Annotated in this window: 19 protein-coding genes and 1 rRNA gene; 11 read left to right on the top strand and 9 right to left on the bottom strand. The window is 53.6% G+C overall.

Translation table 11 applies throughout. The annotated features are described in order from the left end of the window. Positions 1 to 578: 578 nt before the first annotated feature. The 5 genes from RC85_RS17975 (at position 579) to RC85_RS17955 (ending at position 6199) form a co-directional block, all read left to right on the top strand. Positions 579 to 2117, top strand: a 16S ribosomal RNA gene (locus RC85_RS17975). Between the two features lie 332 nt (positions 2118 to 2449). Continuing rightward, complete coding sequence (locus tag RC85_RS17970; RefSeq protein WP_068265328.1) at positions 2450 to 2977, top strand: rhodanese-like domain-containing protein; 528 nt, start codon at positions 2450 to 2452, stop codon at positions 2975 to 2977. Positions 2978 to 2994: 17 nt separating this feature from the next. Beyond that, positions 2995 to 4182 (top strand): FAD-dependent oxidoreductase, encoded by a 1188-nt coding sequence (locus RC85_RS17965; protein ID WP_084422799.1) that lies wholly within the window; start codon positions 2995 to 2997, stop codon positions 4180 to 4182. A gap of 122 nt (positions 4183 to 4304) precedes the next feature. Next, positions 4305 to 5033 carry a protocatechuate 3,4-dioxygenase gene (locus RC85_RS17960; RefSeq protein ID WP_238383152.1) on the top strand — a complete coding sequence of 243 codons (729 nt, stop codon included), beginning with the start codon at positions 4305 to 4307 and terminating at the stop codon, positions 5031 to 5033. A gap of 227 nt (positions 5034 to 5260) precedes the next feature. After that, complete coding sequence (locus RC85_RS17955) at positions 5261 to 6199, top strand: methyltransferase domain-containing protein (protein ID WP_068265319.1); 939 nt, start codon at positions 5261 to 5263, stop codon at positions 6197 to 6199. On the opposite strand, the gene RC85_RS17950 is transcribed toward RC85_RS17955, so the two are convergent. From RC85_RS17950 to RC85_RS17930, 5 genes are all read right to left on the bottom strand, one after another. Beyond that, entirely contained in the window at positions 6145 to 7095 is a 951-nt protein-coding gene (locus RC85_RS17950) for a class I SAM-dependent methyltransferase (RefSeq protein WP_068265318.1), read from the bottom strand. The two genes, RC85_RS17955 and RC85_RS17950, sit on opposite strands and share 55 nt — an antisense overlap. A 49-nt stretch (positions 7096 to 7144) precedes the next feature. Then, on the bottom strand, positions 7145 to 8134 hold the full coding sequence (locus RC85_RS17945) for a phytanoyl-CoA dioxygenase family protein (protein WP_068265317.1): 990 nt from the start codon (positions 8132 to 8134) through the stop codon (positions 7145 to 7147). A 60-nt stretch (positions 8135 to 8194) separates the two neighbouring features. Then, the gene (egtD, locus tag RC85_RS17940; protein WP_068265316.1) at positions 8195 to 9181 is read right to left on the bottom strand and encodes an L-histidine N(alpha)-methyltransferase; all 987 of its coding nucleotides are present in this window, start codon (positions 9179 to 9181) and stop codon (positions 8195 to 8197) included. A 194-nt stretch (positions 9182 to 9375) separates the two neighbouring features. After that, positions 9376 to 10740 (bottom strand): MFS transporter, encoded by a 1365-nt coding sequence (locus RC85_RS17935; RefSeq protein ID WP_084422797.1) that lies wholly within the window; start codon positions 10738 to 10740, stop codon positions 9376 to 9378. Positions 10741 to 10913: 173 nt separating this feature from the next. Next, a complete protein-coding gene (locus RC85_RS17930) occupies positions 10914 to 11765 on the bottom strand; it encodes an excisionase family DNA-binding protein (protein WP_068265314.1) in 852 nt (283 codons plus the stop codon). 386 nt (positions 11766 to 12151) lie between these two features. Here RC85_RS17930 and RC85_RS17925 point away from each other — a divergent pair, with 386 nt between their 5' ends. From RC85_RS17925 to RC85_RS17900, 6 genes are all read left to right on the top strand, one after another. Next, on the top strand, positions 12152 to 13018 hold the full coding sequence (locus RC85_RS17925) for a bacteriorhodopsin-like (RefSeq protein ID WP_200836747.1): 867 nt from the start codon (positions 12152 to 12154) through the stop codon (positions 13016 to 13018). A 128-nt stretch (positions 13019 to 13146) separates the two neighbouring features. Beyond that, entirely contained in the window at positions 13147 to 14067 is a 921-nt protein-coding gene (locus RC85_RS17920) for a Brp/Blh family beta-carotene 15,15'-dioxygenase (RefSeq protein ID WP_068265312.1), read from the top strand. A gap of 3 nt (positions 14068 to 14070) precedes the next feature. Further along, a complete protein-coding gene (crtY, locus tag RC85_RS17915) occupies positions 14071 to 15375 on the top strand; it encodes a lycopene beta-cyclase CrtY (RefSeq protein WP_068265311.1) in 1305 nt (434 codons plus the stop codon). Further along, positions 15372 to 16343: a polyprenyl synthetase family protein gene (locus RC85_RS17910; protein WP_068265309.1), complete on the top strand. Its 972-nt coding sequence runs from the start codon at positions 15372 to 15374 to the stop codon at positions 16341 to 16343. Before crtY ends, RC85_RS17910 begins: the two co-directional genes overlap by 4 nt. Continuing rightward, positions 16327 to 17910, top strand: a complete 1584-nt coding sequence (locus RC85_RS17905; protein ID WP_084422796.1) for a phytoene desaturase — start codon at positions 16327 to 16329, stop codon at positions 17908 to 17910. The genes RC85_RS17910 and RC85_RS17905 overlap by 17 nt, the downstream gene beginning before the upstream one ends. Continuing rightward, positions 17907 to 19016, top strand: a complete 1110-nt coding sequence (locus RC85_RS17900) for a phytoene/squalene synthase family protein (protein WP_068265307.1) — start codon at positions 17907 to 17909, stop codon at positions 19014 to 19016. The genes RC85_RS17905 and RC85_RS17900 overlap by 4 nt, the downstream gene beginning before the upstream one ends. Before the next feature lie 136 nt (positions 19017 to 19152). Here the strand turns inward: RC85_RS17900 and RC85_RS17895 are convergent, their stop codons facing one another. From RC85_RS17895 to kdsA, 4 genes are all read right to left on the bottom strand, one after another. Further along, positions 19153 to 20190 carry a DUF6807 domain-containing protein gene (locus RC85_RS17895; RefSeq protein ID WP_068265305.1) on the bottom strand — a complete coding sequence of 346 codons (1038 nt, stop codon included), beginning with the start codon at positions 20188 to 20190 and terminating at the stop codon, positions 19153 to 19155. A 177-nt stretch (positions 20191 to 20367) separates the two neighbouring features. Further along, positions 20368 to 21603 (bottom strand): amidohydrolase family protein, encoded by a 1236-nt coding sequence (locus RC85_RS17890; RefSeq protein ID WP_068265303.1) that lies wholly within the window; start codon positions 21601 to 21603, stop codon positions 20368 to 20370. After that, the gene (locus RC85_RS17885) at positions 21600 to 23420 is read right to left on the bottom strand and encodes a hypothetical protein (RefSeq protein WP_235033194.1); all 1821 of its coding nucleotides are present in this window, start codon (positions 23418 to 23420) and stop codon (positions 21600 to 21602) included. Before RC85_RS17885 ends, RC85_RS17890 begins: the two co-directional genes overlap by 4 nt. Positions 23421 to 23433: 13 nt before the next feature. Continuing rightward, positions 23434 to 24306 (bottom strand): 3-deoxy-8-phosphooctulonate synthase, encoded by an 873-nt coding sequence (kdsA, locus tag RC85_RS17880; RefSeq protein WP_068265301.1) that lies wholly within the window; start codon positions 24304 to 24306, stop codon positions 23434 to 23436. Positions 24307 to 24544 lie beyond the last annotated feature (238 nt).

Below are 24544 nucleotides of genomic sequence, written 5' to 3'. Positions count from 1 at the left end.
GTAACTCGCTATGGCTCGCTACGGCCTACTTTCTTAGAAACTAGTCATGCTCCGCCAACATGTAGGCCGTAGCGAGCCAAAGCGAGTTACGGCAATCTGCGCACCGCCGTAACTCGCTTTGGCTCGCTACGGCCTACTTTCTAACTAGGCGGCTGATTTGTGGTTGACCGGCCTCGGCCATGACCGCAGGTGCAACAATCTGACGCTCAAGGCATGCCGAATTCATTTAGTTTCACTCTTTTGTGGAAAAAGCGTTCACCCACCATAGACGCCGCGGGCTTAAGTCGTAATCATCTGCCCTCACTTGAAACGAAGTCGCGACCAACGGTTGTCGGCCAAGGCATCAAGTAACCGATCATTGACAATTTGGTGATGGAATTTCTGTTGAGTTCAGTTGCGAGATCATTTCTCGGCACTGGCTGCTGTTGATGCAGTACGGTGTCGATAAAAATGGCGAATCGCTGTGGGATGTTTACCGACATCCCAAACAGAGCAGATCAACAAACTCGGTTTTAACTTTGCTTTCTCCCGGTGGGATTGAGGCTTTCGGGCTTCGGTTTGACTGGTGAATCAATACAAAATTGAAGGGTTTGATCCTGGCTCAGAATGAACGTTGGCGGCGTGGATTAGGCATGCAAGTCGCACGAGAAGTCTCAATTAGCTTGCTATGAGAGACGGACAGTGGCGTAAGGGAGAGTAACGCGTGGTTACGTACCTCAAAGACCAGGATAGTAGCGGGAAACTGCTAGTAATACTGGATGATATCTTCGGATCAAATGGTGTGATTCCGCTTTGAGATCGGACCGCGTACTATTAGTTTGTTGGTGAGGTAATGGCTCACCAAGACTGCGATGGTTACCGGGTGTGAGAGCATGACCCGGCTCACTGGGACTGAGACACTGCCCAGACATCTACGGATGGCTGCAGTCGAGAATCTTTGTCAATGGGCGAAAGCCTGAACAAGCGACGCCGCGTGCGGGATGAAGGCCCTCGGGTTGTAAACCGCTGTCAGAAGCTAGGAAATGCTAGGTGGTTATCCATCTAGTTTGACCGACCTTCAGAGGAAGGACGGGCTAAGTTCGTGCCAGCAGCCGCGGTAAGACGAACCGTCCAAACGTTATTCGGTATCACTGGGCTTAAAGCGTGCGTAGGCGGCTTGGTAGGTGAGATGTGAAAGCCCACGGCTCAACCGTGGAATTGCGTTTCAAACCCCCAAGCTCGAGTAAGATAGGGGTGATGGGAACTTATGGTGGAGCGGTGAAATGCGTTGATATCATAGGGAACACCGGTGGCGAAAGCGCATCACTGGATCTTTACTGACGCTGAGGCACGAAAGCTAGGGTAGCGAACGGGATTAGATACCCCGGTAGTCCTAGCCGTAAACGATGAATACTGGGTTGAGGGGACTCTCACATCCTCTCGGCCGTAGCGAAAGCGTTAAGTATTCCGCCTGGGGAGTATGGTCGCAAGGCTGAAACTCAAAGGAATTGACGGGGGCTCACACAAGCGGTGGAGGATGTGGCTTAATTCGAGGCTACGCGAAGAACCTTATCCTAGATTTGACATGCTTGAGAATCCCTATGAAAATAGAGAGTGCTCTTCGGAGAGCTCTTGCACAGGTGCTGCATGGCTGTCGTCAGCTCGTGTCGTGAGATGTCGGGTTAAGTCCCTTAACGAGCGAAACCCTTATCTTTAGTTGCCAGCGGGTCATGCCGGGGACTCTAAAGAGACTGCCGGTGTCAAACCGGAGGAAGGTGGGGATGACGTCAAGTCCTCATGGCCTTTATGTCTAGGGCTGCACACGTCCTACAATGGTACGGACAAACGGACGCAATACCGCGAGGTGGAGCAAATCCTAGAAACCGTGCCTCAGTTCGGATTGCAGGCTGCAACTCGCCTGCATGAAGCCGGAATCGCTAGTAATCGTAGGTCAGCATACTACGGTGAATGTGTTCCTGAGCCTTGTACACACCGCCCGTCAAGCCACGAAAGTTGGAAGGGCCCGAAGTCACTAAGCTAACTCGCAAGAGAGGCAGGTGCCGAAGGTCAGTTCGACAATTGGGACTAAGTCGTAACAAGGTAGCCGTAGGGGAACCTGCGGCTGGATCACCTCCTTTCTAAGGATTCTTAGATATGATTGTTGTGGTGACACGACAATCGGATCCGTGAGAATGATCTCCTAACAACTCAACAGAATAGAAACTTCTTCGGAAGCAAAACCATCACTACGTCGTCAGACGAAAACCCAATCAGGCCCGTCGCCAGCCTGATTGGGTTTTTTCGTGCGCGCATCGAAGTGGGCAAAACGATGGTGAAGGCAAAACGATGTGCGCGGTCGTCTTATTCGAGCGCACCATCGTTTTGCCCCCTCATCGTTTTGCCCAAATATCCTGGTAACTTATTCAACACGTTGCACCAAAATCATAAAACCAACTCAGGAAAATCGAACATGCGAAACCTCCTCGCTTCGCTAACCATTGCCGCATTCGTTTGCAGCGTTTCATCTCCTGTTCAGGCTCAGTTTGGGAGTTGGTTTGGTGGCCCCAAGGTCGAAACGATCGACACCGCCCAGCTTCAAAAGATGCTTGCGGAGAATCAAACAAAGATCGACGAGGCCAAGGCAGCGGACGCGAAACTACCTGAGCCCGATTTTGTTGTCGTCGATGTTCGATCCGACAAGGAAATCAATGTGTCGATCATTCCTGGTGCGATCTCCAAAGCTCAATACGAAAAGGACTCGGCGAAGTATCAAGACAAACTTGTCATTCCCTACTGCACTGTGGGCGGACGCAGCGGAGCTTATGCGAGGGAGTTGGCCGGCAAGGGTGTCAACGTCAAGAATTACAAAGGCAGTATTCTGAAATGGGTCGATGCCGGTTTGCCCTTGATCACGCCGGAAGGTCAGCCAACCAACCGCGTTCATACTTACAGTGATCGCTATCGAATCCCAGCGAAGTACGAACAGGTGACGAAGTGAATCGCGACGATTCAAGTGTGAATCGAAGACGCGTTGTTTTACTGGGGATCGGACACACCAATGCTCACATCGTGAAACAGTGGGCAACGGATCCGATTCCCAATTGTGATTTGGTTTGCATCAGCAACCATCCAACCGCGACCTATTCAGGAATGCTGCCAGGAACACTCGGATGGCAGTTTGACGATAACGAAATGCGAATCGATCTCGCATCGTTGGCAGCCGATAGCGGTGCCGAGTTTGTGATCGCCGACACCATCGGGCTTGACCTGAGTTCCGGAGACACGGGTTCCGGCGACCTGGGATCCGGAGACCTGGGTTCCGGCAAATTGAGCTTCAGCGATCGCGAACCGATTGCCTTTGACGCACTTTCAATCGGCGTCGGCTCGGTGCCCGGTGGCTGGCAACAGCACGCCGAATCTCCGCTGCTTGTTCCTGTTAAGCCGATGCAAACTTTCTTGCAACGTCTGGACGATCGGCTTGCCCAGTGCATGGACAAAACGAAACCACACAAGGTCGCGATCGTCGGAGGTGGAGTTGCAAGTGTTGAGATTGGGTTTTGTTTGCTACAGCAATGTCAGAAACGAAAACTCGACCATGATTTTTCAATTGAGATTTTCACGAGTGGAAAATCAATTGCCCAAGGAATGGCACCACGCAGCATTCGCCGCCTGCAACGGCTTTTAACGTCTCGCGGCATCAAGATTGTCACGGGATACCGGGTCACGGAAGTCGATGACGATGGCGTGATGACGGACGATGGAATTCACCACGCAGCCGACGCCGTGATTTGGGCGACCGGAGCGGCCGCCCCGCCCGTGTTATCGAAACTTGGCTTGCAAACGGACGACCGTGGTTTCATCGCCACCAATCAAGCTCTTCAATCGCTATCCGACCCGCGCATCTTTGCGGTCGGTGATTCCGGAACGATGATCGAATCGCCGTCCCCCAAGGCTGGCGTCTACGCCGTCCGGCAGTGTCCGATTCTATGGCACAACCTACGTGCGTTTTTGAGTGATGGAACGCTTCGCGAATTTGTTCCACAAGACGATTTTTTAAAGATTCTTAACACCGGCGATGGCAAAGCTTTCCTGCAATACGGTTGGTTCACCGCGCATGCCCGTTGGTGTTGGGAGCTAAAGACTTGGATCGACCGCCGGTTCATTCAAGAGTATCAAGTGCCGAGACAAGAACCGAGCTTATGAAATGCCTTTCGAGACAAACGATTTTCTGGAAAAAAGAAAATCGGTCTTGGGAATTGATTTAGAATTCAGGCAGGCTGAAAAGTATGTTTCAAACGAATAATCCAAAACAAGATGAGATCAACGTGAATCCGAGCAAACCGTTATTTGGACGACGCGAGCTGATTCAAGGCGGCATTGCGTTCGGGGCAGCCATGTTCGCCACGCCGGGGCTTTATGCTGAGTTGGTTGAAACGGCGACTCAAGCAGAAGGACCGTTCTACCCCAACCGACTGCCCTTGGACACCGACAATGATCTGTTGATCATCAACGATTCAATCACACCCGCCGTCGGCGAGATCACTCATCTTAGCGGTCGCGTTTTAGACATCCGGGGCAATCCAATCCGAAATGCGTTCGTTGAAATTTGGCAAGTCGATAGTAATGCGGTCTACCTACACACCGGTGATCGAACAAACCGCGAAAACCAAGATACCAACTTCCAAGGCTACGGAAGATTTCTAACCGACATCAAAGGTCAGTTCTACTTTCGGACCATCAAACCGGTAGCCTACCCAGGACGAACGCCGCACATTCACCTCGCCGTCAGCACAGGCGGCAAGCGAATTTTGACGACTCAGCTTTATATCAAAGGCCATCCACAAAATTTGCGAGACAGAGTTCTACAGCGTGTCGATGCAAAGTCTCAAGCGACAATTCTTTGTGACTTCACACCCGTCAACGGATCAGCGATCGGTGAACTCGAAGCCAACTGCGACATCGTGATCGGAGCCACTGCGTTCGAGGATCATGATGGAAAGATGCACGGCATCGGAAAGTCCGTTCGGCAAGGGCGCAGGCAAGCGAATCGGTGAACCAGAGATTGGCCGTTAAGAACGAGCGGTTATTTATAGTCGCCTTTCGCTCCGCGAAAGTGTGATCGGACGCACTTTCGCGGAACGAAAGGCGACACTTATTATCCGCTCGATCCTTAATCTCAACTCGAATAATCGGGGTTAACGGGTTGCCCAAGAGTGACAATTCATCCAGTCTTTAGGACAGACTCACGAATTTCGCTACCTTCACCCAATCTACTATCTCGATGCTGACTGACCTGAAACGCAGTTTACAAAACGTTGATCCCATGCCTCTTTCGGATCAACGGTTCGATGAATCGCACGAGTGGTTTGAGGGACAGAGCAATCAACAGGCTCAGATTCTGGGATGGCTCAGGCGGTTCGGCAAGTCTCAAATTGAACGCCGAGCAGATGACTTAGCGGCAAACGGCGAAACGTTTCGCGTTCTGAGTGTTGGTTGCGGAAGTGGAATCTTAGATCTGCCCCTGATCAAAACTTTGGCCGATCAAATCGAATCGGGGCGGAATCAGACCGATGTCAAAGATCCAGTGATTCATTACACCGGAATCGATCCCAATCCGGTTGCCTGCGGCCGGTTTCGAGATGAGTTCGACAACCTTGGCACCGAATCAGTCGAGCTATCAGTGCTTGAAGAAACGGTTGAGTCCTACGATCACAATCAATCAATGGATCTGACGCACGTCGTGCATTCGATGTACTACTTTGGCGACCCAGCAGTTTCATTGCGGACGCTGATTCAGAATGTTGCCGATGATGGCGAGTTGGTGATCTTCCAAGCTCCCAAAGGCGAACTCAATCGGTTGGCCGATTGTTTTTGGCAAGGGCACGTCAGTGATCCGATTTGGTTTAGTGCCGATCTGGAAAAACACCTGCAAGAAACCGGAATCTCGTTCACGCGGTCATGCCTTGAAGCGGAAGTCGATGTGACCGACTGTTTTGATGACAGTTGCCCCAAGGGAAGGCTAACGTTTGACTTCATTGTCCAATCAGATTGCGAACAACTGTCGGCACCGATTCGCAGAAGCGTCTTGGAGCACCTGCGATCGATCAGTCGTATCGATGGCCAGAAAATCTACGCTCCGCATCCAGTCGATATCTTTGTGATTCATCAATCCGACGAAGCGCAAATCCAATCCGATGCGCGTGTCGCGTGTTCGCCGTAAAACATCATCCAAGTCCGCTGCCGAAACCGCCAAACGTTGTTGGCTTCGTCGATGCAACCACGCAGGTACGGTCCCAGGTGCTCGTCCGCCATCATTTCATCCAGCGTCAAATCATCGTCAAACAAACAACGTTGCAAGTACCGCTCGGCCGTCTCGGTGTCGGCCAAGTCCACTGTCCCGTCGTATTCGATGGCGTGAAAAAAGCATTGATCAGACAAGCATTGATCAGACAAGCATTGATCAGAGCTCAGTTGCGATTTGAGCGTGTGCATCACTTCCTCGGCCGTGCAGTACGGAACGGAACCGCTTGAATGCTTCGATTTCAAGTATTCTTGGTGGAACTTTAGGTAGTGAGCCGACTCGCTTGCGTGCGCGATGAACCCAAGACCAGCCAGATCTGTCGCCGCTACTATTTTCTCAATCGCAACACCAAGTTCCGCCGTTGGAACACAGTACAACGCATGCGTCGCCCAAACGATCGGAAAGGGCTCCGATGACAGTTCCAGTTCTTGTGCGGTGCAGAGCAGTTCGTCGGCTGCAACAAACGGAGGCGTCAGCTTTTGCTTTGCCGTGTCGATTGAAAACTGGGAAGGGTCCAATAGCGTGTACGGAATTTTCAGATCGCCAGCCGCGGGATCGCTTCCGCCCCAACCACCGTATTGCTGCAGCGCCGATGGGAATTGTCCGCTACCACAAGCCACATCCAGCACCCGCAAACGATCACTAAACTGCGTGCGGAGTGCAGCAATGACTTCGGCCCACTGAACGCTTTGAGCGAGTTGTCGATAATCCTTCGCAGCGAGCCGGTAGAAAGCCTCCATGCCCAGTCGCCCTTCTTCGCTCCAGTGCTGGCAACTGCGATCGAAGGTGGAAATCGTTGGGTTTTCGGATGACATGCGAAGCTTGGTTGTGATTGTGAAAGGAAGATGTGGTCGCCGATAATTGTTAGCCAGCTTGCCACAAAATCGGGTTATTGGGCGTGTCGATTACGTCACCCGGATTCAGGCCAGGCATGAATCGTTGCCAATCGCCGTTGACCATGTGCGGAGCGTCGATCACCTTCGCACCGTCACCAAAATAAGTCGTCGCCAACACCATCCGCGGCGTCGTCGTCAAGTTTCCGCCCGCAGTGTGGAAATTGTAGTTGTGATGAAAACTGATTTCGCCCAGATCAAACGGCGTGCTGTTGATTCGCACGTTGCGTTCGCGGAATCGTTCGATGATCCGCGCGTCGTAGCTGGTGTCAAACTTGTTGAACGGAATGTCCGCGACCATTTCGACTAAGTCCATGCCTTCGGCAAAACCCAGCGGTCCCATGTTTAACGGAATCGCTTGCAACGGAATCCAGACGGTGCACACGTCTTTGGTTGCGATCGGAAAATGGTGACCGTCGTAGTGCCAGGGCGTGCGTCCGCATCCGGGTTGTTTGGAGAGTGCGTTGTCGTGATAGAGTCGGATCTTCTGGACGCCAAGCAGTTCGGCTGCCAATCGGGCCAGTCGTTTGCTGAACACCAACGCACGAATGATTTCGTTGTCAGGCCACATCATTTCCAGGCTGCCAAAGCGACTGCCCATTTGATCGCCCGCCGCATCAAGCAGTGTCGTCAGTTCGGTTCGCAATAGCGTCAGCAAACCGGGACTGATGACATCTTTCAGCTTGATGAAACTGTTGGCTTGAAACGATGCAATTTGATCGTCGGTCAGCTCAAACGCTTCATCGAGTTCCCGCTGCATCGCATCCGCGTCGGGCGTTGGATGCGACGGTGGTTCGGGTAATGTGACCAAGTCGGTTTGCGTTTCCGATGAATTTTCGGCCAACGACATGTACCAATCCCACCACTGCTGGTTGTCCTGGTCCCATTGTTGGTTGATGTCATCCGTGGACGCATGGTCCGACGAAAGGAATTCGTTTGCGTTGGGTTGAGTGTCGGGCATGCGGTGGAATGCTTGGGTAGAGTAAAGACTGACGCAATAGATCAAGTCAATGAGCGGCGTTTACTGCAAGCTAAGGTGCATTACGGCGAACAGGTTTTCATCGTCGGTCCAGCATTCATCCATCGCAAATCCGGCCTGGGCCGCCATCGACTCAAATTGGTCGATTGAATACTTATGCGAATGCTCGGTCAAAATTCGTTCGCCTTCGGAAAACGAGAATTCAGCGTCGCCGACCGTGACGATTTGATCGGTTTGGCTTTCGATGTAAATCTCGATACGCGAATGCTCTTCGCTGTAAATCGCAACGTGCTTGAACTGATCCAAGTCAAAATCGCCATCAAGTTCGCGATTGATTCGGCTTAGCAAATTGAGGTTGAACTTCGCTGTCACACCGGCTGCATCATCGTAAGCAGCCACCAACCTATCGGGGCACTTATCCAAATCAAAACCAATCAACAACCCGCCACCCGAATGACATTGCTTGGCGATTTCGGACAGCAGATCCACCGCCAAGTCCGTCCGCAGATTCCCGATCGTTGACCCCGGAAAGTAAACCGTCACGGGCGTCGTCTCGAATTCGTCGGGCAGGTCAAATCCCGCGGTAAAATCGGCCACGATCGGATGGATGTCTAGTCCCGGATAGTCGGATCGCAGTTGATCGGCCGTTCGCATCAGGTGTTCGTCGGAAATATCGACTGGCAAATACGCACGTTGATCGTCCAAGTGATCCAATAGCAACCGAGTCTTGGTGCTGCTGCCGCTGCCGTATTCCACAAGCACGGCGTCGTTGCCGATTCGATGACCGATCGCATCCGCATTTTGCTGCATAATGCTGGCTTCGGTTCGTGTGGGGTAGTATTCCGGCAGTTCGCAAATCTGATCAAACAGTTGCGAACCTTTTTCGTCATACAAGTATTTGCAGTGCAGCTCTTTCTCTCTTTTCGACAAGCCCCGGATAACGTCATCCCGAAAACCAGGTGTCTGTTCCTCCAAAGTTTGAGATTGCGATTCAGTATTACCAAGGTCCAAACAGTCAGATTGACGCATAATTCAGTCGTATCGAGGAAGGGGTATCTAACGATCTAAATTGCCTAGCGGAAATAAAGAATCTTGACCCCACAATCAGTCCGCTCCTTTTTGCGAACCTTTGCCAGAAGTCTAGGGCGCTGAGAAGTGGTGTACAACCGAAGCCGATTCATTGCACTGCTGATCGCAAGCCAACAGTCGCTGGTGATGTGCGATCAACAACTGGATCCCGGTCGTTTAAGCAATCGCATTAAACACCAAGCCGCGGCGATTCCAATCAGACAAGCAACGACCAACACTCCAAAAAGCACTTGATATCCGGTGATTCCGCCGTCCCAATGGTCAATCAGCACTCCGCCAAGAATCGGCATGAAGATTTCCGGCGTGTAGCCAATGAACGAGACAACTCCGACAGCGGTGCCAGTAATCCGCATCGGAACCTGTGATTCTTCCAGTAGTGCAAAGTAGATTCCGCGAAGAGCGAAGATTCCCAAGCAACCCACCATGATCGTCGCCCAAAGTAGCCACAACGGAGAACCACCGGCGATTCCCCCAACAGAACCGTCAAGATCAACAGATAATGTTGGCTTCATCACGGCCATCGAAATCGAGGCGATTGCGACAATCACAAAGGCTGCGATCACGGTGCGAGAAGGCCGGAAACGATCGGCGATCAAACCGGCTGCGACCGTCGCAATCGGCCGCATCCAAGTGCTAAGCGTGCTGAGCGTCGATGCTTCGACGTCGGACCATCCCCAAATGTCTTTGGCGTACTGCGAATAGTAATCGATTCCTTTGAAGGTGCAGTAAGCGCCGACGATCACGATCGCCTGAAACCAAACCGCCGGCATCCGCAGAACCGACACCCAGTGCGATGCTGATTCTGTTTCGCCGGGTTTCTTGCTCGAGCCTGTTGATTCTTTTGGCAAACAAATCAGGACCATGATCGCGGCAATCCAGCACGCCGCGATGTAGGTCATAATGGTGATTCGAATCGCGTTTGTCTTTTCAGCAATCGAAATCTCCGCATCCGATGTCGGCAACACCAAAGTAAACAACACCAACGCGAACGTTGCCAACACCGCGGCCAGCAACCCACGCCCCGCATCGAGCAAACCGAACGCACGACCTTGTTGTTCGCTGCCGCCCCAATCCCGCGTCGCTCGAATCAGCGCGGACCAGAACGGAAGAATCGTCGAGGCCCCCCAAAACGCATAAAGACAAAACAGTCCGGTCGATGACGGAATCGTCAGCATGTACAGACCGGACAGTCCGGTAATCACCAGCGAAAAACAGAGCAGCCCGCGAGCGGGAAACCGATCAGCTAATCGCCCGCCCAGCAGGTAGCAAACCGTCGCCACACCACCGTACAGCGAACCCATCAACCCGAGCTGGGTTTGCGTCAAAGCAAAGACATCGACAAACGCTGGACGAAAATATCGCGACACGTGAAACGGCAATCCAAAGATCGCTTCACCCGCCAACATCAAACTGACCAACGCCAAAATTCGCGACGAGTAATTCGCTTTGTCTTCCAACTGTCCACGCTTGCCACTGTCCAAGTCGTGAGTTGACGGCATCGGGAACGAACGTGGGAAGCAGGAAGCGAAACAGAAATTTGGCTACTCAGCGAGTCTATGACGCAAGCACCCCGTTTTCAACCGACTGCCGCGCAAAGACTACAACAAGAACATGTAGTTTGAAAAAGACTCGCAGCAATCAATTGGTGCAGGCGAGCTTCCAACTTTTGTATTCAAACCAGATCCAGACACGCCGTGCGAAGTTGTCGCATCGTTTGGCAGTGAATCACTGAGTCATGCCGCAACACATCGGCATCATTCGAATGGCGTCCACCGATAACCAATCGCGTACCTGTGTCTGCTGTCGCTTCGACTAGTTTTTCAAATTCAAGTGCTTGTGATCGGCTACGAAGTGGTTCTCCGATGCAAAGCCATGCTAGATCTGGTTTCTCTTCGATCACCGCGTCTGTCAAAACGTCGATCGGCGTGTTTGGCCCCAGGTTGATTTCTTCAAAGCCCAATTCGTGCAACACCAGCGACGTGATCAGGGTTGGTAACAAATACAGGTCGCCTAAGATCGCAGCGCCAATTGCTTCGGGAGCGTCTTCGTCGGGTTCGGGCATCGACATGCGAAGCTGGTGTAACGCGCGAGCACAAAGCAGCGTCGCCCGATGCTCAACAAAGATGGCTCGTCGATCGTGTGGCCATCTTTGACCGATCTGGTCCATCGCATGACGAATCGGCCCGTCACAGAGATCCGCGATACTCATTCCCGACGCGTAAAGCGATTGCATCAACGAGATCGTGGTAGCGGCCTTGCCGGCCTCCAAGGCTCGCAAAATTTCTGTCTCGGCGGACTCGGGCACCACGTCCTTGGGGGCAACTTCCAGGCCTAACAAATCTGGATGCGTGACCTCGGTTTGTGTGGCCCGGACGTACCGAATCGCTTCCGAAACCGGAATACGGCGATGCCCACCACGCGTTCGATGAATCTCGATTTCGCCTGCGTCGGCCAAACGGCGGACCGATGAATCGCTGACACCAATCGCGCGGGCGAATTCGGAAGTGCTGAGAGATCGAATCATCGATTTGAGAGTTTTGAGAGGTTTTACGGGGTGGAGGGCCGGTCAATAAGATATTCGCAACCGTGCGAGTCGGGGGCTCGGGAGCAAGCAATCAATCGAATTCAAGAAAACATGCTTGCAAAACCATTAAAGGCCTGAATTATCTCTTGACATGCACGTAACGTAATGCAGTTGACAGTTTTGGTGGATTTGGGTTCGCGATAACTTTCAATTCGCTGGTGGGGATGACAATCATTGAGTGGTCGAGATTGATAGCACTGAGTTGCTGAAGACAGAGTTTCTGAACACTGGGTTGCTGAAATCGTACCGCAATGCTGACCCAGCACCGGAGGGGAGCAAGGCGAAAACTGGGTTCACCGTTTTCTTTTCGTTTGGAGGACGTTCCGATGTTCGATTCGTTTTCGTTGTTGGCGGTCGGGATGCCCGACCTATCGGTGCTGCAGTACAGCATCGTCGACAACATTTTCTCGATGACCGTCGCGACCATGGGTGCCGCGGCAATCTTTCTGTTTCTGTCTCGGCCGTCGGTGGACGAGGCGTACAGACCGGCTTTGATGGTCAGTGGGTTGGTGGTGACCATTGCTTGTTACCACTATTTCATGATTCGCCATTCATGGTCAGACGCGTACATGTTGGCCGAAGGTGGTGAGGGCTACGTGGGCACCGGTGCCGCGTTCAACGATTTCTATCGTTACGCTGACTGGATTCTGACCGTGCCGCTGTTGATGGTCGAGCTAATCGCTGTGCTGCGGTTACAGGCAAGCAAGGCGCGGTCATTGTTGACGCGTCTTGTGATTGCGGCGGCTTTGATGATCGCGCTCGGCTATCCGGGCGAAGTCATTTCGAGCCCCGAAGGTTGGACGACCCGAGTGATCTGGGGAGCTCTTTCGTCTGTTCCGTTCTTCTACATCCTGTACGTGTTGTGGACAGAACTTACCGCGTCGCTCGACAGCCAACCGGCCGCGGCTCGCAAGTTGATTGAGATCGCGAGATTGGTGTTGTTGATTACCTGGGCAGTCTACCCGATCGCTTATGCACTTGGCGGAACAGTGACGGCACTCGAGGCCAAAGCCGGTGGTGCAGTTGATGCTGGCGGGATTGTTGGATTGCAGGTCGGATACGCGATCGCCGACATGACGGCAAAGGCCGGCTTCGGCATGCTGATCTACTTCATCGCTCGAGCCAAGAGCACCGGAGTGCAGAACAGCGTGGTTGGAAAGTCGGCCGAGTCGCCAGAAGTAGCGGCGACTTAGAACGCAGTTGAGCAGATCCCGTTCGGGGTCTGCTGGACGGTTTTGATTGAACCGCGTGAGGCTCATTGAAAGTCTCACGCGGTGGCTCGGTCTTCCCCGAGCATCGAACTTGGTGATGAAAGCCAGCTATGTCACATTCGAATCTCTACACGATTGCCGCTGTTACGCTCAGCATTTTTGCGATGGCAGGTTTAACGGCCTCGCCCGCAGTTGCACTGATGATTGCTGCTCTTACTGTGGCTCTGATTGGTGTTCCGCACGGCGGATTGGATCATTGGGTCGGGCGTCGTCTGCTGGGACCGCGTTTTGGAAATGCGTGGGCTGTTGTGTTTCTACCCATCTACTTGGGTGTTGGTTTGTTGGTCGCCGCCGCGTGGTACGTCGCTCCGCTGCAAACCATTGTTCTGTTCTTTCTAATTTCCGCTTGGCATTTTGGACGCGAAGACGGATTAAAGCATCTCGAAGCCATGGCGGTCGGCGGTCTGATCATCTGGATTCCCGCACTCGCTCGCCCCGCCGAAATGAATGCCATTGTCGAATCGCTCATTCTTAGCGAAGGATCCGGCGCAGAATTCGTAGCGGCCAATGTGGTTGGTTTCAGCCAAGCGATTGCATTCGTTTTGTTACCGGTCGCCGCTTGGTCATTTCTGTTCGGATCCGCCAAGAAGCTTCGAGTCATGGGAACTGCGACGACACTGCTGGCAGCGACAACACCGATTCTCTGGTCGTTTCCGTTGTTCTTTTGTGGGTGGCATTCCATCCGCGGCCTAGCACGAATGCGAGCTGAAGAAGATTTGTCGTGGAAGCAATTTGCATTCTACGTTGCACCACTTTCCATGGGTGCTTTGGCGATCGTTGTCGGTGCGGGGTTCTGGTTGAGCGAGTTTATCGCCGCGCCGAGTACGCAGATGCGAATGCTGTTTATCGGATTGGCATCGATCGCTGTTCCGCATTTGTTTTTGCACGAACTAGAAAACGCTTGCACACTGGGACGACTTGCACACTGGGACGAAGCGACGGGCAAAGCAAACTACAAACAAGCGAGGTGATTCATGCCTCTTAACGCAAACCATTTTGACACGATCCTGGTCGGCGGCGGCCTGCAATCGGGCCTGATTGCAATGGCACTTCGGCACGCCGATCCGAACCATTCCATCCTGTTGATCGAACGAGATTCAACGATCGGTGGAAATCATACCTGGTCTTTTCATCTGTCCGATGTCGAAGAACATTTTCTGGCCGCAATTGATTCGCTAATCGAAACAACTTGGAATCAGTACAGCGTTCGTGTGGGACGAACACGCCGCACGCTTCGGTTGCCCTACGCCTCCATTTCGTCAACTCATTTCGCAACGGTGATCGCTGGGATTTTAGACACAACCAGCCAAAGCAAGTTGTTGACCGGATGCGTTGCACGGGATGTCGATGGCTCGAGCGTCCAACTCGAAGACGGACGCACGTTCACCGCCGACCTGGTGATCGACAGTCGCGGTCCAGGTGCTCAACGCGTTGACGCCAAAGCCAATCAGGATTCGCAAAATTTCTATCAAGGCGGCTATCAGAAGTTTTGGGGATTTGAATTCGAGCTGAACAGTGATTGGCCCGATATGAATCCAATCATCATGGACGACCGCACGGGCCAGGAAGACGGCTTTCGATTCTTTTACGTTTTGCCGTTCGATCGACGCCGAGTCATGATCGAGGATACGCGTTTTTCCAACACAACCGAACTGAACCGCGACGAATGTTTGGGCCGTGTGGAAGCCTATTTAGAAACGCGAGGCATCGCTGCTGGCAGAATCATTCGCGAAGAACACGGCGTCTTGCCGATGCCAATCGATCATCAGCACCGCCCATCGGTGAATCCGAACCCATCGCGTCCGATTCTTGGCGGCTACGCGGGCGGTTGGTTTCATGCGGCGACGGGCTACTCGTTCCCACTGGCTGCTGCCGTGGCAATGACAATCGCCGAAACGTCAACATCGTCAAACCGCCGATTGGCTACAGGGCAATCGTTGGAAAAGCTGGCGGAGGATTATTCATTCCAGGCGACGTTTGGTCGGTTTTTGAACCGCTTAATGTTTGAATTGGTTCGCCCGGAAAGTCGTTACCAAATCTTCCAGCGATTCTATCGTGTCCTCGGTGAGCAACAAATTAGCAGGTTCTACTCACACCGATTCCGTCGCAGCGACGCGGCTCGCATCGTCATTGGGATGCCACCGACTGGATTGCGACCGATTCGGTTTGCGCGATCATTTCGCAGTGGTGGTTCTACAAAGGTTCATCAAACGGTTGGCGGCCAGTCAACGACTGGTTCGGGGAATTCCAAAGGTCATTTTCGAAAGGCTTCAGCATGAAATCAGTGACGCAAACTCTGCTAGACGAAGCCCTGATGACGCCGGTCAATGACTTCGTTGATGGAGGCGGAAAGCGAATTCGCGGAGCCTTAACGCAGGTCGCCTACGAGATCGCGGGTGGCAGCGGTGAGATTCCAACGCCGATTTCAAACGCGATTGAATTTTTGCATGCGGGGTCGCTTGTGATTGACGACATTCAAGACGATTCGTGCAGTCGTCGGGGCAATCCAACGATGCATACCCAGGTTGGCGTTCCGCTGGCAATCAATGCCGGAAACTGGATGTACTTTCGCGCCTTGGAAACGCTTGCCGCTGCTCCGGTCGAATGCGGCGTGCGTTTGGAAATGACGACAGCGATGATCAAAGCCAGTCGCACTTGTCACGAAGGTCAAGCATTGGATTTGGCCGCACGCGTCGATCAGCTTCAGCCAAATGACTTTCGCGAGGTTGCCACCGAAATCAGCAAGCGAAAAACAGGCGAATTGGTTCGATTGGCGATGACGCTGGGTGGACTAGCCGGCGGTGCGTCTCGATCGTTACTCGCCGCGACGGATCGGTTTGGAATTCGCATCGGAGTGGCGCTGCAGATGAGGAATGACCTCGATGAATTGGCGGCATTGGCTGGATCTGATCAGGAATTCCGTGACGATGATCTTCGCAACGCTCGAGTGACGTGGCCCTGGACTTGGCTGGCCAACATCGATGCATCGCACGCCAAGCAGCTTTCTCGAAGCCCGATTCACTCGCTGGATCAATCGCGGAGCGTTGCACAAACGATTCTGGCTCGCGTTGCATCGGTTGGTGATGCGGCGATCGGTGAATTGCTGGACCGCGAGCTTCGTTTGCTTGGCGAGCATGTGTTGAATTTAGATTCGTTTTACTTGTTAGAGAAAAGTTTACAGCCGATCCGTTTCGGCAAGAATTCGACGCAACAAAATCAGGAGCTTCGTGATGCCTGCAACCGTTAATGCTCCGTCCGAATCGGATCGCCAAACGTTTCAAAGCAAGAAAACGGCAGGAAATTCTGCCAGCCATCGCGGCCGCGCCGCCGTGATCGGTAGCGGCTTTGGCGGTTTGGCCGCAGCGATCCGTTTGCAGGCGATGGGTTTTGAGACGACGTGTTACGAAGCACGCGATCTGCCCGGTGGTCGAGCATACGTTTATCGCGATCAGGGATTTACCTTCGATGCCGGACCAACGGTGATCACCGCGCCGCATTGCATCGAGGAACTGTTTGCACTGGCCGATCGCAGCATGGACGACTACGTCGAAATGCTGCCGGTCGATCCGATGTATCGGTTGCAATGGAACGACGGGATGAAGTTCGACTATACGTCGGATGAAGATCGGTTGGTGAAACAGATCGCGTCGATTTCGCCAGGCGACGTTGATGGCTACCGACGGTTTGCCGACTACACTCGGCGGGTGTTTCAGAAAGGGTACGTCGAACTGGGATCGACGCCTTTCTTGAACTTTCGTGACATGGTTCGCTGTGCACCGGACTTGATGAAGCTGCGTGCCGACCGCAGCGTTTACTCGGCGGTGTCGCGGTTTATGAAAGACGAGCATCTACGACAAGCGTTCAGCTTTCATCCGCTGTTGGTCGGTGGAAATCCCTACGAAACGAGTTCCATCTACACGCTGATTCACTGGATCGAAAGACAATGGGGAGTGTTCTTTCCCAAAGGCGGCACTGGCGCTCTGGTTGCGGCGTTGGTCCGATTGTTTGAGGAATTAGGAGGCGAACTGCGTCTGTCTGCGCCGGTGGATTCGATTCGCTTGATCGATGGAAATCGTGGGCAAACGATGCACCGCGTCACTTCGCAAGACGGAACAACAGACGACTACAACTTGGTTGTTTCTAACGCTGACATTCATCACACGTATGCAAAGCTGTACCAAAATGAATCGCGAAGCCACGCCGTCAAACGCAAGCTGGAAAAGATGGACTGGTCGATGTCCTTGTTCGTCATGTACTTCGGAACGTCGCGGCGATTCGATGATCTCGCTCACCACACGATCCTGTTTGGAAACCGGTACAAGGGCTTGCTAAACGATATTTTTCACGGCGATACCTTATCGGACGACTTCAGTTTGTACCTGCACGCTCCGACGGTATCCGACCCGACGCTTGCACCGCCCGGCGGCGAAGCGTTCTATGTCCTCAGTCCGGTTCCGCATTTGGGCAACGTCAATGTTGACTGGGAAAAGGCATCACAAGCCTACGGTGACGCGATCCTACAATCGCTTGAATCGCACCTGCCCGGCCTTCGAGATTCGATCGTGACGCGGCGGCACTTCACACCAATCGACTTTCGCGATCAATTAGCGGCCCATCAAGGATCGGCATTTTCAGTCGCACCCAAGTTGACTCAAAGCGCCTATTTCCGGCCGCACAACAAATGCAGTCGGATCCCCGGTTTGTACATTGTCGGTGGCGGAACTCATCCCGGTGCCGGTGTCCCCGGAGTGATCAATACAGCCAAGGCGACCACCGGAATCATCGAACGTGATTTCGCGGAGGTGTCACGATGAATGCTTCCAACGCCAATGCCGCGGATGTGTTGCAAAAGAACAGTCGTTCGTTTTCGATTGCAGCAAGATTTTTGCCAAAGCGAGTTCGTCACAAAGTTACGCAGCTTTACGCATGGTGTCGCGCGGTCGATGACGCGGTTGATCATGCCGAATCTCAAATCGCGGCGAGAGAAGAACTTGACCGTCTCGAACAGGATCTTCGTTATCTGACAGATCTTCGTTGCCAGTCGGGCGATCAAGGTTTTGGTGACGTCGGATTACAACATCCTGCATCAAACTGGATCGCGCCGCTGATCCTTGCCGGCGACATTGCAGTTTGTGATGCGGTTGATTTGATCGCAGGCATGCGCATGGACCTCGACATTGATGGCGGGCACTGGTCGATTGACCGTGAACAAGAACTACTGCATTACTGCTATCACGCGGCGGGAACCGTGGGGTTGATGATGACGCAAATCATGGGCGTTCGCGATCCCGCCGCTCGATCGCACGCGGTGGCACTTGGTGTTGCGATGCAGTTGACCAATATCGCCAGAGACGTTCGCGAAGATGCCGATCGAGGCCGGTGTTACTTGCCCGGTATCGCCAGCGTGAACGACGCCAGCGATTCATCGATTCGCCAAGCGGTTCACAAGACGTTGATGCTGGCCGAACGTCGTTATCAAACTGCCGAGGCAGGATTGAAGTTCCTGCCCATCGATTGCCGCCGAGCGATTCGTGTTGCGTTGGCCGCTTATCGCGAGATTGGACGCGAGTTGATGCGTCGTGATTGCGATGTCATGGCCGGTCGAACCGTCGTCCCCAAATTACGTTTACTTTCCGTTGTTTCCCAAGCCGCTTTCTCAGGAGCATTTCCCATGTCTGAAGTATCCAACCCATCGGTTGACTCAACCAGTGTTTCGCAAACGACCAGTTCTATTTCGCAGTGCAAGAGCGCGGTATGGCTGGGGCTTTCGCTGACCGCTTTCATGGCGACCGCATTGTTTGTGATGGTCTACATGAATCCCAAAAGCGACGTCTACAGCACGTTACCGCTGCTGTACGCGACCGGCAGTCTAGTGTTCGCTGTCGCCGCGAATCGAGTTTCGGTTCGTTACGAAAATTAGCTCGATTTTAGGGTAGGTCCGTTTCCAGCCGATCGAAAAATCGTTTTGCCCCTCCATCGTTTTGCCCAACTCTTGAAGGCTCCCCGTCCAGCTTTCATTCTTCGTTTCACAATCTCAATTAATCAGAAACACAGCATCACTCGGCCGATAGCGCTCCGGCTAACTGAGGTCTTGGATCGTTAGCGAACTTTTTTGAATCAGCTTCGGTGACTTCTGCATCGAACGCGCCGTCGTGCAATACAACGCGGTAGTTCAGCCGCATCGTCTTGCCTTGACGCAGCACGATTCCACGTCGTTTGGAACCACCGTCGAATTCGTGAACACCAAACGGGTTCGCTGCGAACAATCCGTAATCTCGAACATGCCACCGGGCGGGATACCCAAAACTACTCGGGCAATCATGAATGGTGATTCCCGCAACTTGGGATGGCTGTCCTTCAATGTAGACCGGGCCGCTGTAATCGACCCAAGGCGATCGTTTTCCCCAAGCGTCCGCGTTCGTTTCGCCCTCGGCATTGACAATTTTGCCGCCCTGGTTCGCCTCCACTTTCAAGCTGCCAGCGACGCGAACACCAAAGATGCCTTCTTTGGTGTCACCGAAATTGACGTCTCCATCGGTGGCAACTAGCAAGATGTCAAAGTCGATGACTCGGCGTCCCTCATCGACAAAAAACGCAATCCGCCGAACATCGCTCAGCACTCGCTCACCATCCGGCGACAACCAATCGTTCTCAGTCGTCAGCACCGCAGCGCCACTCTTGATAAAACTAGATTCATTGACTTTCGCCGAACCAGTTCGTTGCACAATCGTTCCGGTTGCTTCGCCAACAGCCCAGAAATCGATCCCGTTAACATCGCCATGTGCAAACCACAACGACCGGTGATGTGGATGATCCCGCTCTTCAAACGGCATTGAAGTCACCATCGGAAAGTGACGCGTCATCGACTGTCCGCTTGGTCCGATGACCGGATAAACGATCGGGCGACCGCTGCTGTCGTCGATGTAGCCAGCGACAAGTTTTTCTCCGTCAAGAACCTCCCAGCCCGATGGATCAGTTGTTTCTTCCACCTTGAAGTTACCTGCTTTTGGCTTCTTCGCCCAGATTTGCGAACCTGCAAGACAGGACAACATACAAGCGACAACGGCCGAGAAGCGAATCATTTCAATGTTCATTCTGTGCCTTTGCGTAGGTAAATAACAAATCCAATCGTAAGACCATCCTAGTCAAATCATTTAAAGATGTTTTCGTCGAACAACCCCCTACATCTAAGCTGTTTAACCGCGTGGGCATCGCCCCGCGCGTCGTGCGGCTCCGAACGCGCGGGGAGACGCCCAACGCGGTTAAACGGTTTAGGAGAGCGTCAAACTTGGGCGGCCTCGGATAACCACTTCTTCGATCCAGCGGTCGTCCCACGCCCACATTGCCATCGAAAGAGGATCCGCGCCGCCGGCAAGCCAAGCAATGTTCGGCCGCGCGACAACGAGATCCGCAGAATGACCGACCTGGATGCTTCCGACTTCGCTTAGCCCGAGCACGTTGGCGTTTCCAGCGGTAATGCAATGCCAAGCCTGTGCCGCGGTTGGAAATTCATCACCAATCATTGCGGCTGCTTCGATCAGCGCCGCAGCTACGCGAACCATGCTGCGGTGGTAACCCGCACCGATATCGCTGCCGATCGCCACCCGCACTCCGGCTTCGCAGCGCTCGTGCCGGTTCATAATACCGCTACGCAAAAACGAATTCGCGGTCGGACAATGAGCGATCACGGCCCGCGATTCTGACATCTCCGTCAGGTCCGAAGCCGACAAATGAATGCCGTGCCCGTAAATGCTACGCTCGTTCAACAACCCCGCATCTTGATAAACCGACACATACGATCGTCCATCAAAAAGTTGCCCGACCAGATCGCATTCCGCTTGAGTTTCCGCCAAATGCGACTGCACAAAACATTGATACTGTTCTGCAATTCTTCCGGCACCAATCAACAACTCCTCGGTACACGCGATCGCAAACCGAGGCGTCACGGCAGCCGACAATGGCCTTGCACCTGAATCGTTGCCGGTTGGAAAACGCTCTTGCAGAACCGCTGCTTCGTCAATCAATTGCGTCGCCGGTCGGCAAATTTCGCTAGGAGCTTCCCGATCCATCAAGACTTGTCCGACCAAGCCATGCATCCCAAAGGATCGCAGGATTTCGATCGCCGCGATCGCTGACTGGTGATGCACCGTTGCGTACGCAGCGATTCCGGTCGTTCCGTGGCCGATCAATTGTTTGGCGACTCGCCCGGTCATTTCTTTTGCGTAGTCAACATCCGCCCATTTGGCTTCGGCGGGAAACGTTGCTTCCATCAACCAACGCAGCAAAGGCATTCCATGGGCACCGATCAAATCAAATTGCGGAAGATGCACATGAGCGTCAATGAACCCGGGTGTGATCAAAAATCCCTCACCGCCAAAGTCCGCGTGTTCGCTGATTTCGTCCCACTGAATCTGTTGGATTAAACCGTCAACAACGCGGATGGTCCCCGGCCGCAATGAGCACTCGTGTAATCCGCTGGGGACCAACAGATTCCCAGCAACAATCATTCCTCGTCACCTTCCGATTCAACCTGCTTACCCAACAATCGGGCGCGAATCCGGCTGCCATGCGGCCGCGGATTTTGATCAGACTTATACAACTCGATCGCTTCGTCCGTCTTACCGAGCCGTTCCAACGTGCGAGCCAAATTGTAGGTGGCTGATGGTTCCCACCGCGACGGTTGGCCGTCGCCGAGCACACGTTTGGTGAACCAGGTTTCAGCGGTGTCGAATCGGTTATCGTCGTACTGAATCAAGCTAATCCAATACGTTGCGGTGCGTTTTCCCATCCGCATCATCTGTTGCGCTTGCTGGATTTGACGCTGATAAACTTCCGGTGAGATCCCCAGTTCTCGTCGAACGCCGTAGAGCTTTTGCAGGTTCACATCGATCGACAAATCCGCAATCTCAAACTCAGGTGCTCGCTGGGACAGATACAGAACTCTAGCGCCTTTTTCGTTTTCAATGTCGTCGTTATCAAACACACCCTTTAGGTGTTTCCATCTCGCCTTGGCCAACAATTGAGCCGATGACATCGGTGCTTCCAATATCGCCCAACGCGACTTGTACCAGAACTGAAACACAGGATCTCGTTCGGCGGCTCGGACCAAATCGGCAGCGTAGATCTCGGCAAGCAACGACTTTCGCCACAGTCGCACGCCAGCGATTCCCCGAACCGCGTCGATGTCTTTCGCCAATTGATCTGCATCGACAAACGTCACCATTCGCCGATCGCCGGTCAAACCGGATTGCAGCAGTTTCATTCGCGGGCTGATCGCTTCAGGCGTGACGTGCAGCAGTGCAACACACTGCGTGACCTTCTTGCTGGTGAACGGATAGCTGAAAAAACCGGGCACCTTCAAGCGACGCAACACCGACGCATCTTTGCGAGCTTCGGCAAGCGTGGAGATTCCCGTTTGTCCTGGACCGGGAACAGCACAGCCCAATTGGGGTTCAAACAAATAGACTTCTTCGCCAACCAAAACGCCCAAGCACCAAGGCTTCAATTCACCGGAACCGCCATCGTCACTCGCCGCAGGCGGTAAAGCCAGAATGAATGCGGGAATACCGGACTGCCTAGCAAGCAAGATAAACACTCCCGCTTGCTGCCATGCGTCACCGGTGCCACGCCAAAGAGTTTGGTAGTCGGTTTGCCGGTACGCTCCACCGCGAAATTCTAAGCCATCCGACATCGGCGGCGCGGGCGGACCGGGCGTCGCATCGATTAGCGGTTCAATTGCGATATTTCGGACTGTCCAATCGAACAAGCGTGCGGCCGTCCGCAATTCCTCGGTCTCGTCCTCGCCAATTTTTTCGGGAAGTTGAGAGAACCATTCTTCCAACAGCGGGTCGTCGTGCTGCGGGTTGTCCACCCATCGCGTGATCTGCCGACACAGATAGCTGTCTCGCAAATGATCAACGTCGCTGGCGATATACGAACTTCGTCCCGGACGATCTACTTTTGAATCGGTCGGCAGCAGGTCGGCAATGTTCTTGACCAACGGCGTGACCGGCGTCTTGATGATTGCCTGGTCCGCCGGGCTGGTTCGTCCCTGCCGCCATTGATTCAGGTGATAGGTGATTTGCCGCTTGGATTCTTTCGGATTCAGTTCGACCAGGTTGCTGAGCAAATCAAACGTCTTGCCGAGATGATCGACGGTTGATTGCGACTGCAACCGATCTTGGCGTTTCGCTTGGATCGCTCGGACCGGATCGACTTTATCGGCGCAACCCACCAGCAAGCAGGATGCAATCAACGAGACTCGCAGGAAGCATCGCCCGGCCATTGAACCAACAGTGTTCTGTGAACCAACAGTGAAGCGCACGGTGGACGGTCCTCTAAAGCGACATGACGGTTTGACGCAGTCGCAACAAGCGATCGATCATGGACTCAAAATCCGCCAAGTGAATCATGTTCGCACCGTCGCTGGGCGAGGTGTCTGGTTCGGGGTGGGTTTCGAAGAAGATTGCGTCGATACCGATTGCTACGGCGGCGCGAGCAAGTGGTTCGACCATTTCGCGGTTTCCACCGGTCGAACCCGCCAATCCGCCGGGTTGTTGCACGCTGTGAGTGGCGTCGAAGACGACCGGAACGCCCAATGATCGCATCAACGGAAGCGACTGCATGTCGTTGACCAGTCGGCCGTACCCAAAAAAGGTGCCGCGTTCGCAAAGCATGACGCCGCCGGAATCGCCGGTTTGCGGGACGGTACCACTAGCCTTATCGACGGCGTACTGCATGTCGGCCGGCGACATGAATTGGCCCTTCTTGATATTCAGCGGACGTCCGGTCAGTGCCGCCGCAACGATCAAGTCCGTTTGCCGAGCCAGAAAAGCAGGAATTTGAAGCAGGTCACAAACCTGACCCACCGCCGCCGCCTGGTCGGGCGTGTGCAAATCAGTCGTCGTCGGCAAGCCCGTTTTCTGACCAACGTCTTCCAACATCCTTAGCCCTTCATCGATCCCCGGACCACGCAGTGCATTCAGGCTGGTCCGGTTCGCTTTGTCAAACGAGGCTTTGAAGACGACGTTGATGTCTTCTCGCTGATTGACACGACACAGAACGTCAGCGATCTGCATCGTGATTTCGTGTGTCTGCAAAACGCATGGACCAGCGATCAGGGTTAGCGGCTGCGAATCACCGCAAAGAAAATCGCCAATGCGAACTGGCGAGACCGAACCGGGCGACGGGCTGTTTGGTGAATCATTCATTCACCTAGTTTGAATGACCAAGCCGCCGTTGGGGAAGCCCAGTTGTTTTTCCGGGTCGCTATTCGGCAGCAGGCCCAAAGTAGGCCGTAGCGAGTGAAGGGTTTCTAAATTGTTTAACCGCGTGGGCATCGCCCCGCGCGTCCACCCGGAACGAAACGCGCGGGCAGAAAAGTAGCATGGCGGCCCCCCGCCGTGGACTCACCCCGCGCACTGCGGGGCCGCACGACGCGCGGGGCGA

Source organism: Rubripirellula obstinata (genome assembly GCF_001642955.1).
GTDB classification, from domain to species: Bacteria; Planctomycetota; Planctomycetia; order Pirellulales; family Pirellulaceae; genus Rubripirellula; species Rubripirellula obstinata.
The sequence above is the reverse complement of the archived record's forward strand: the minus strand, read 5'-3'. Positions and strand labels throughout refer to the sequence as shown.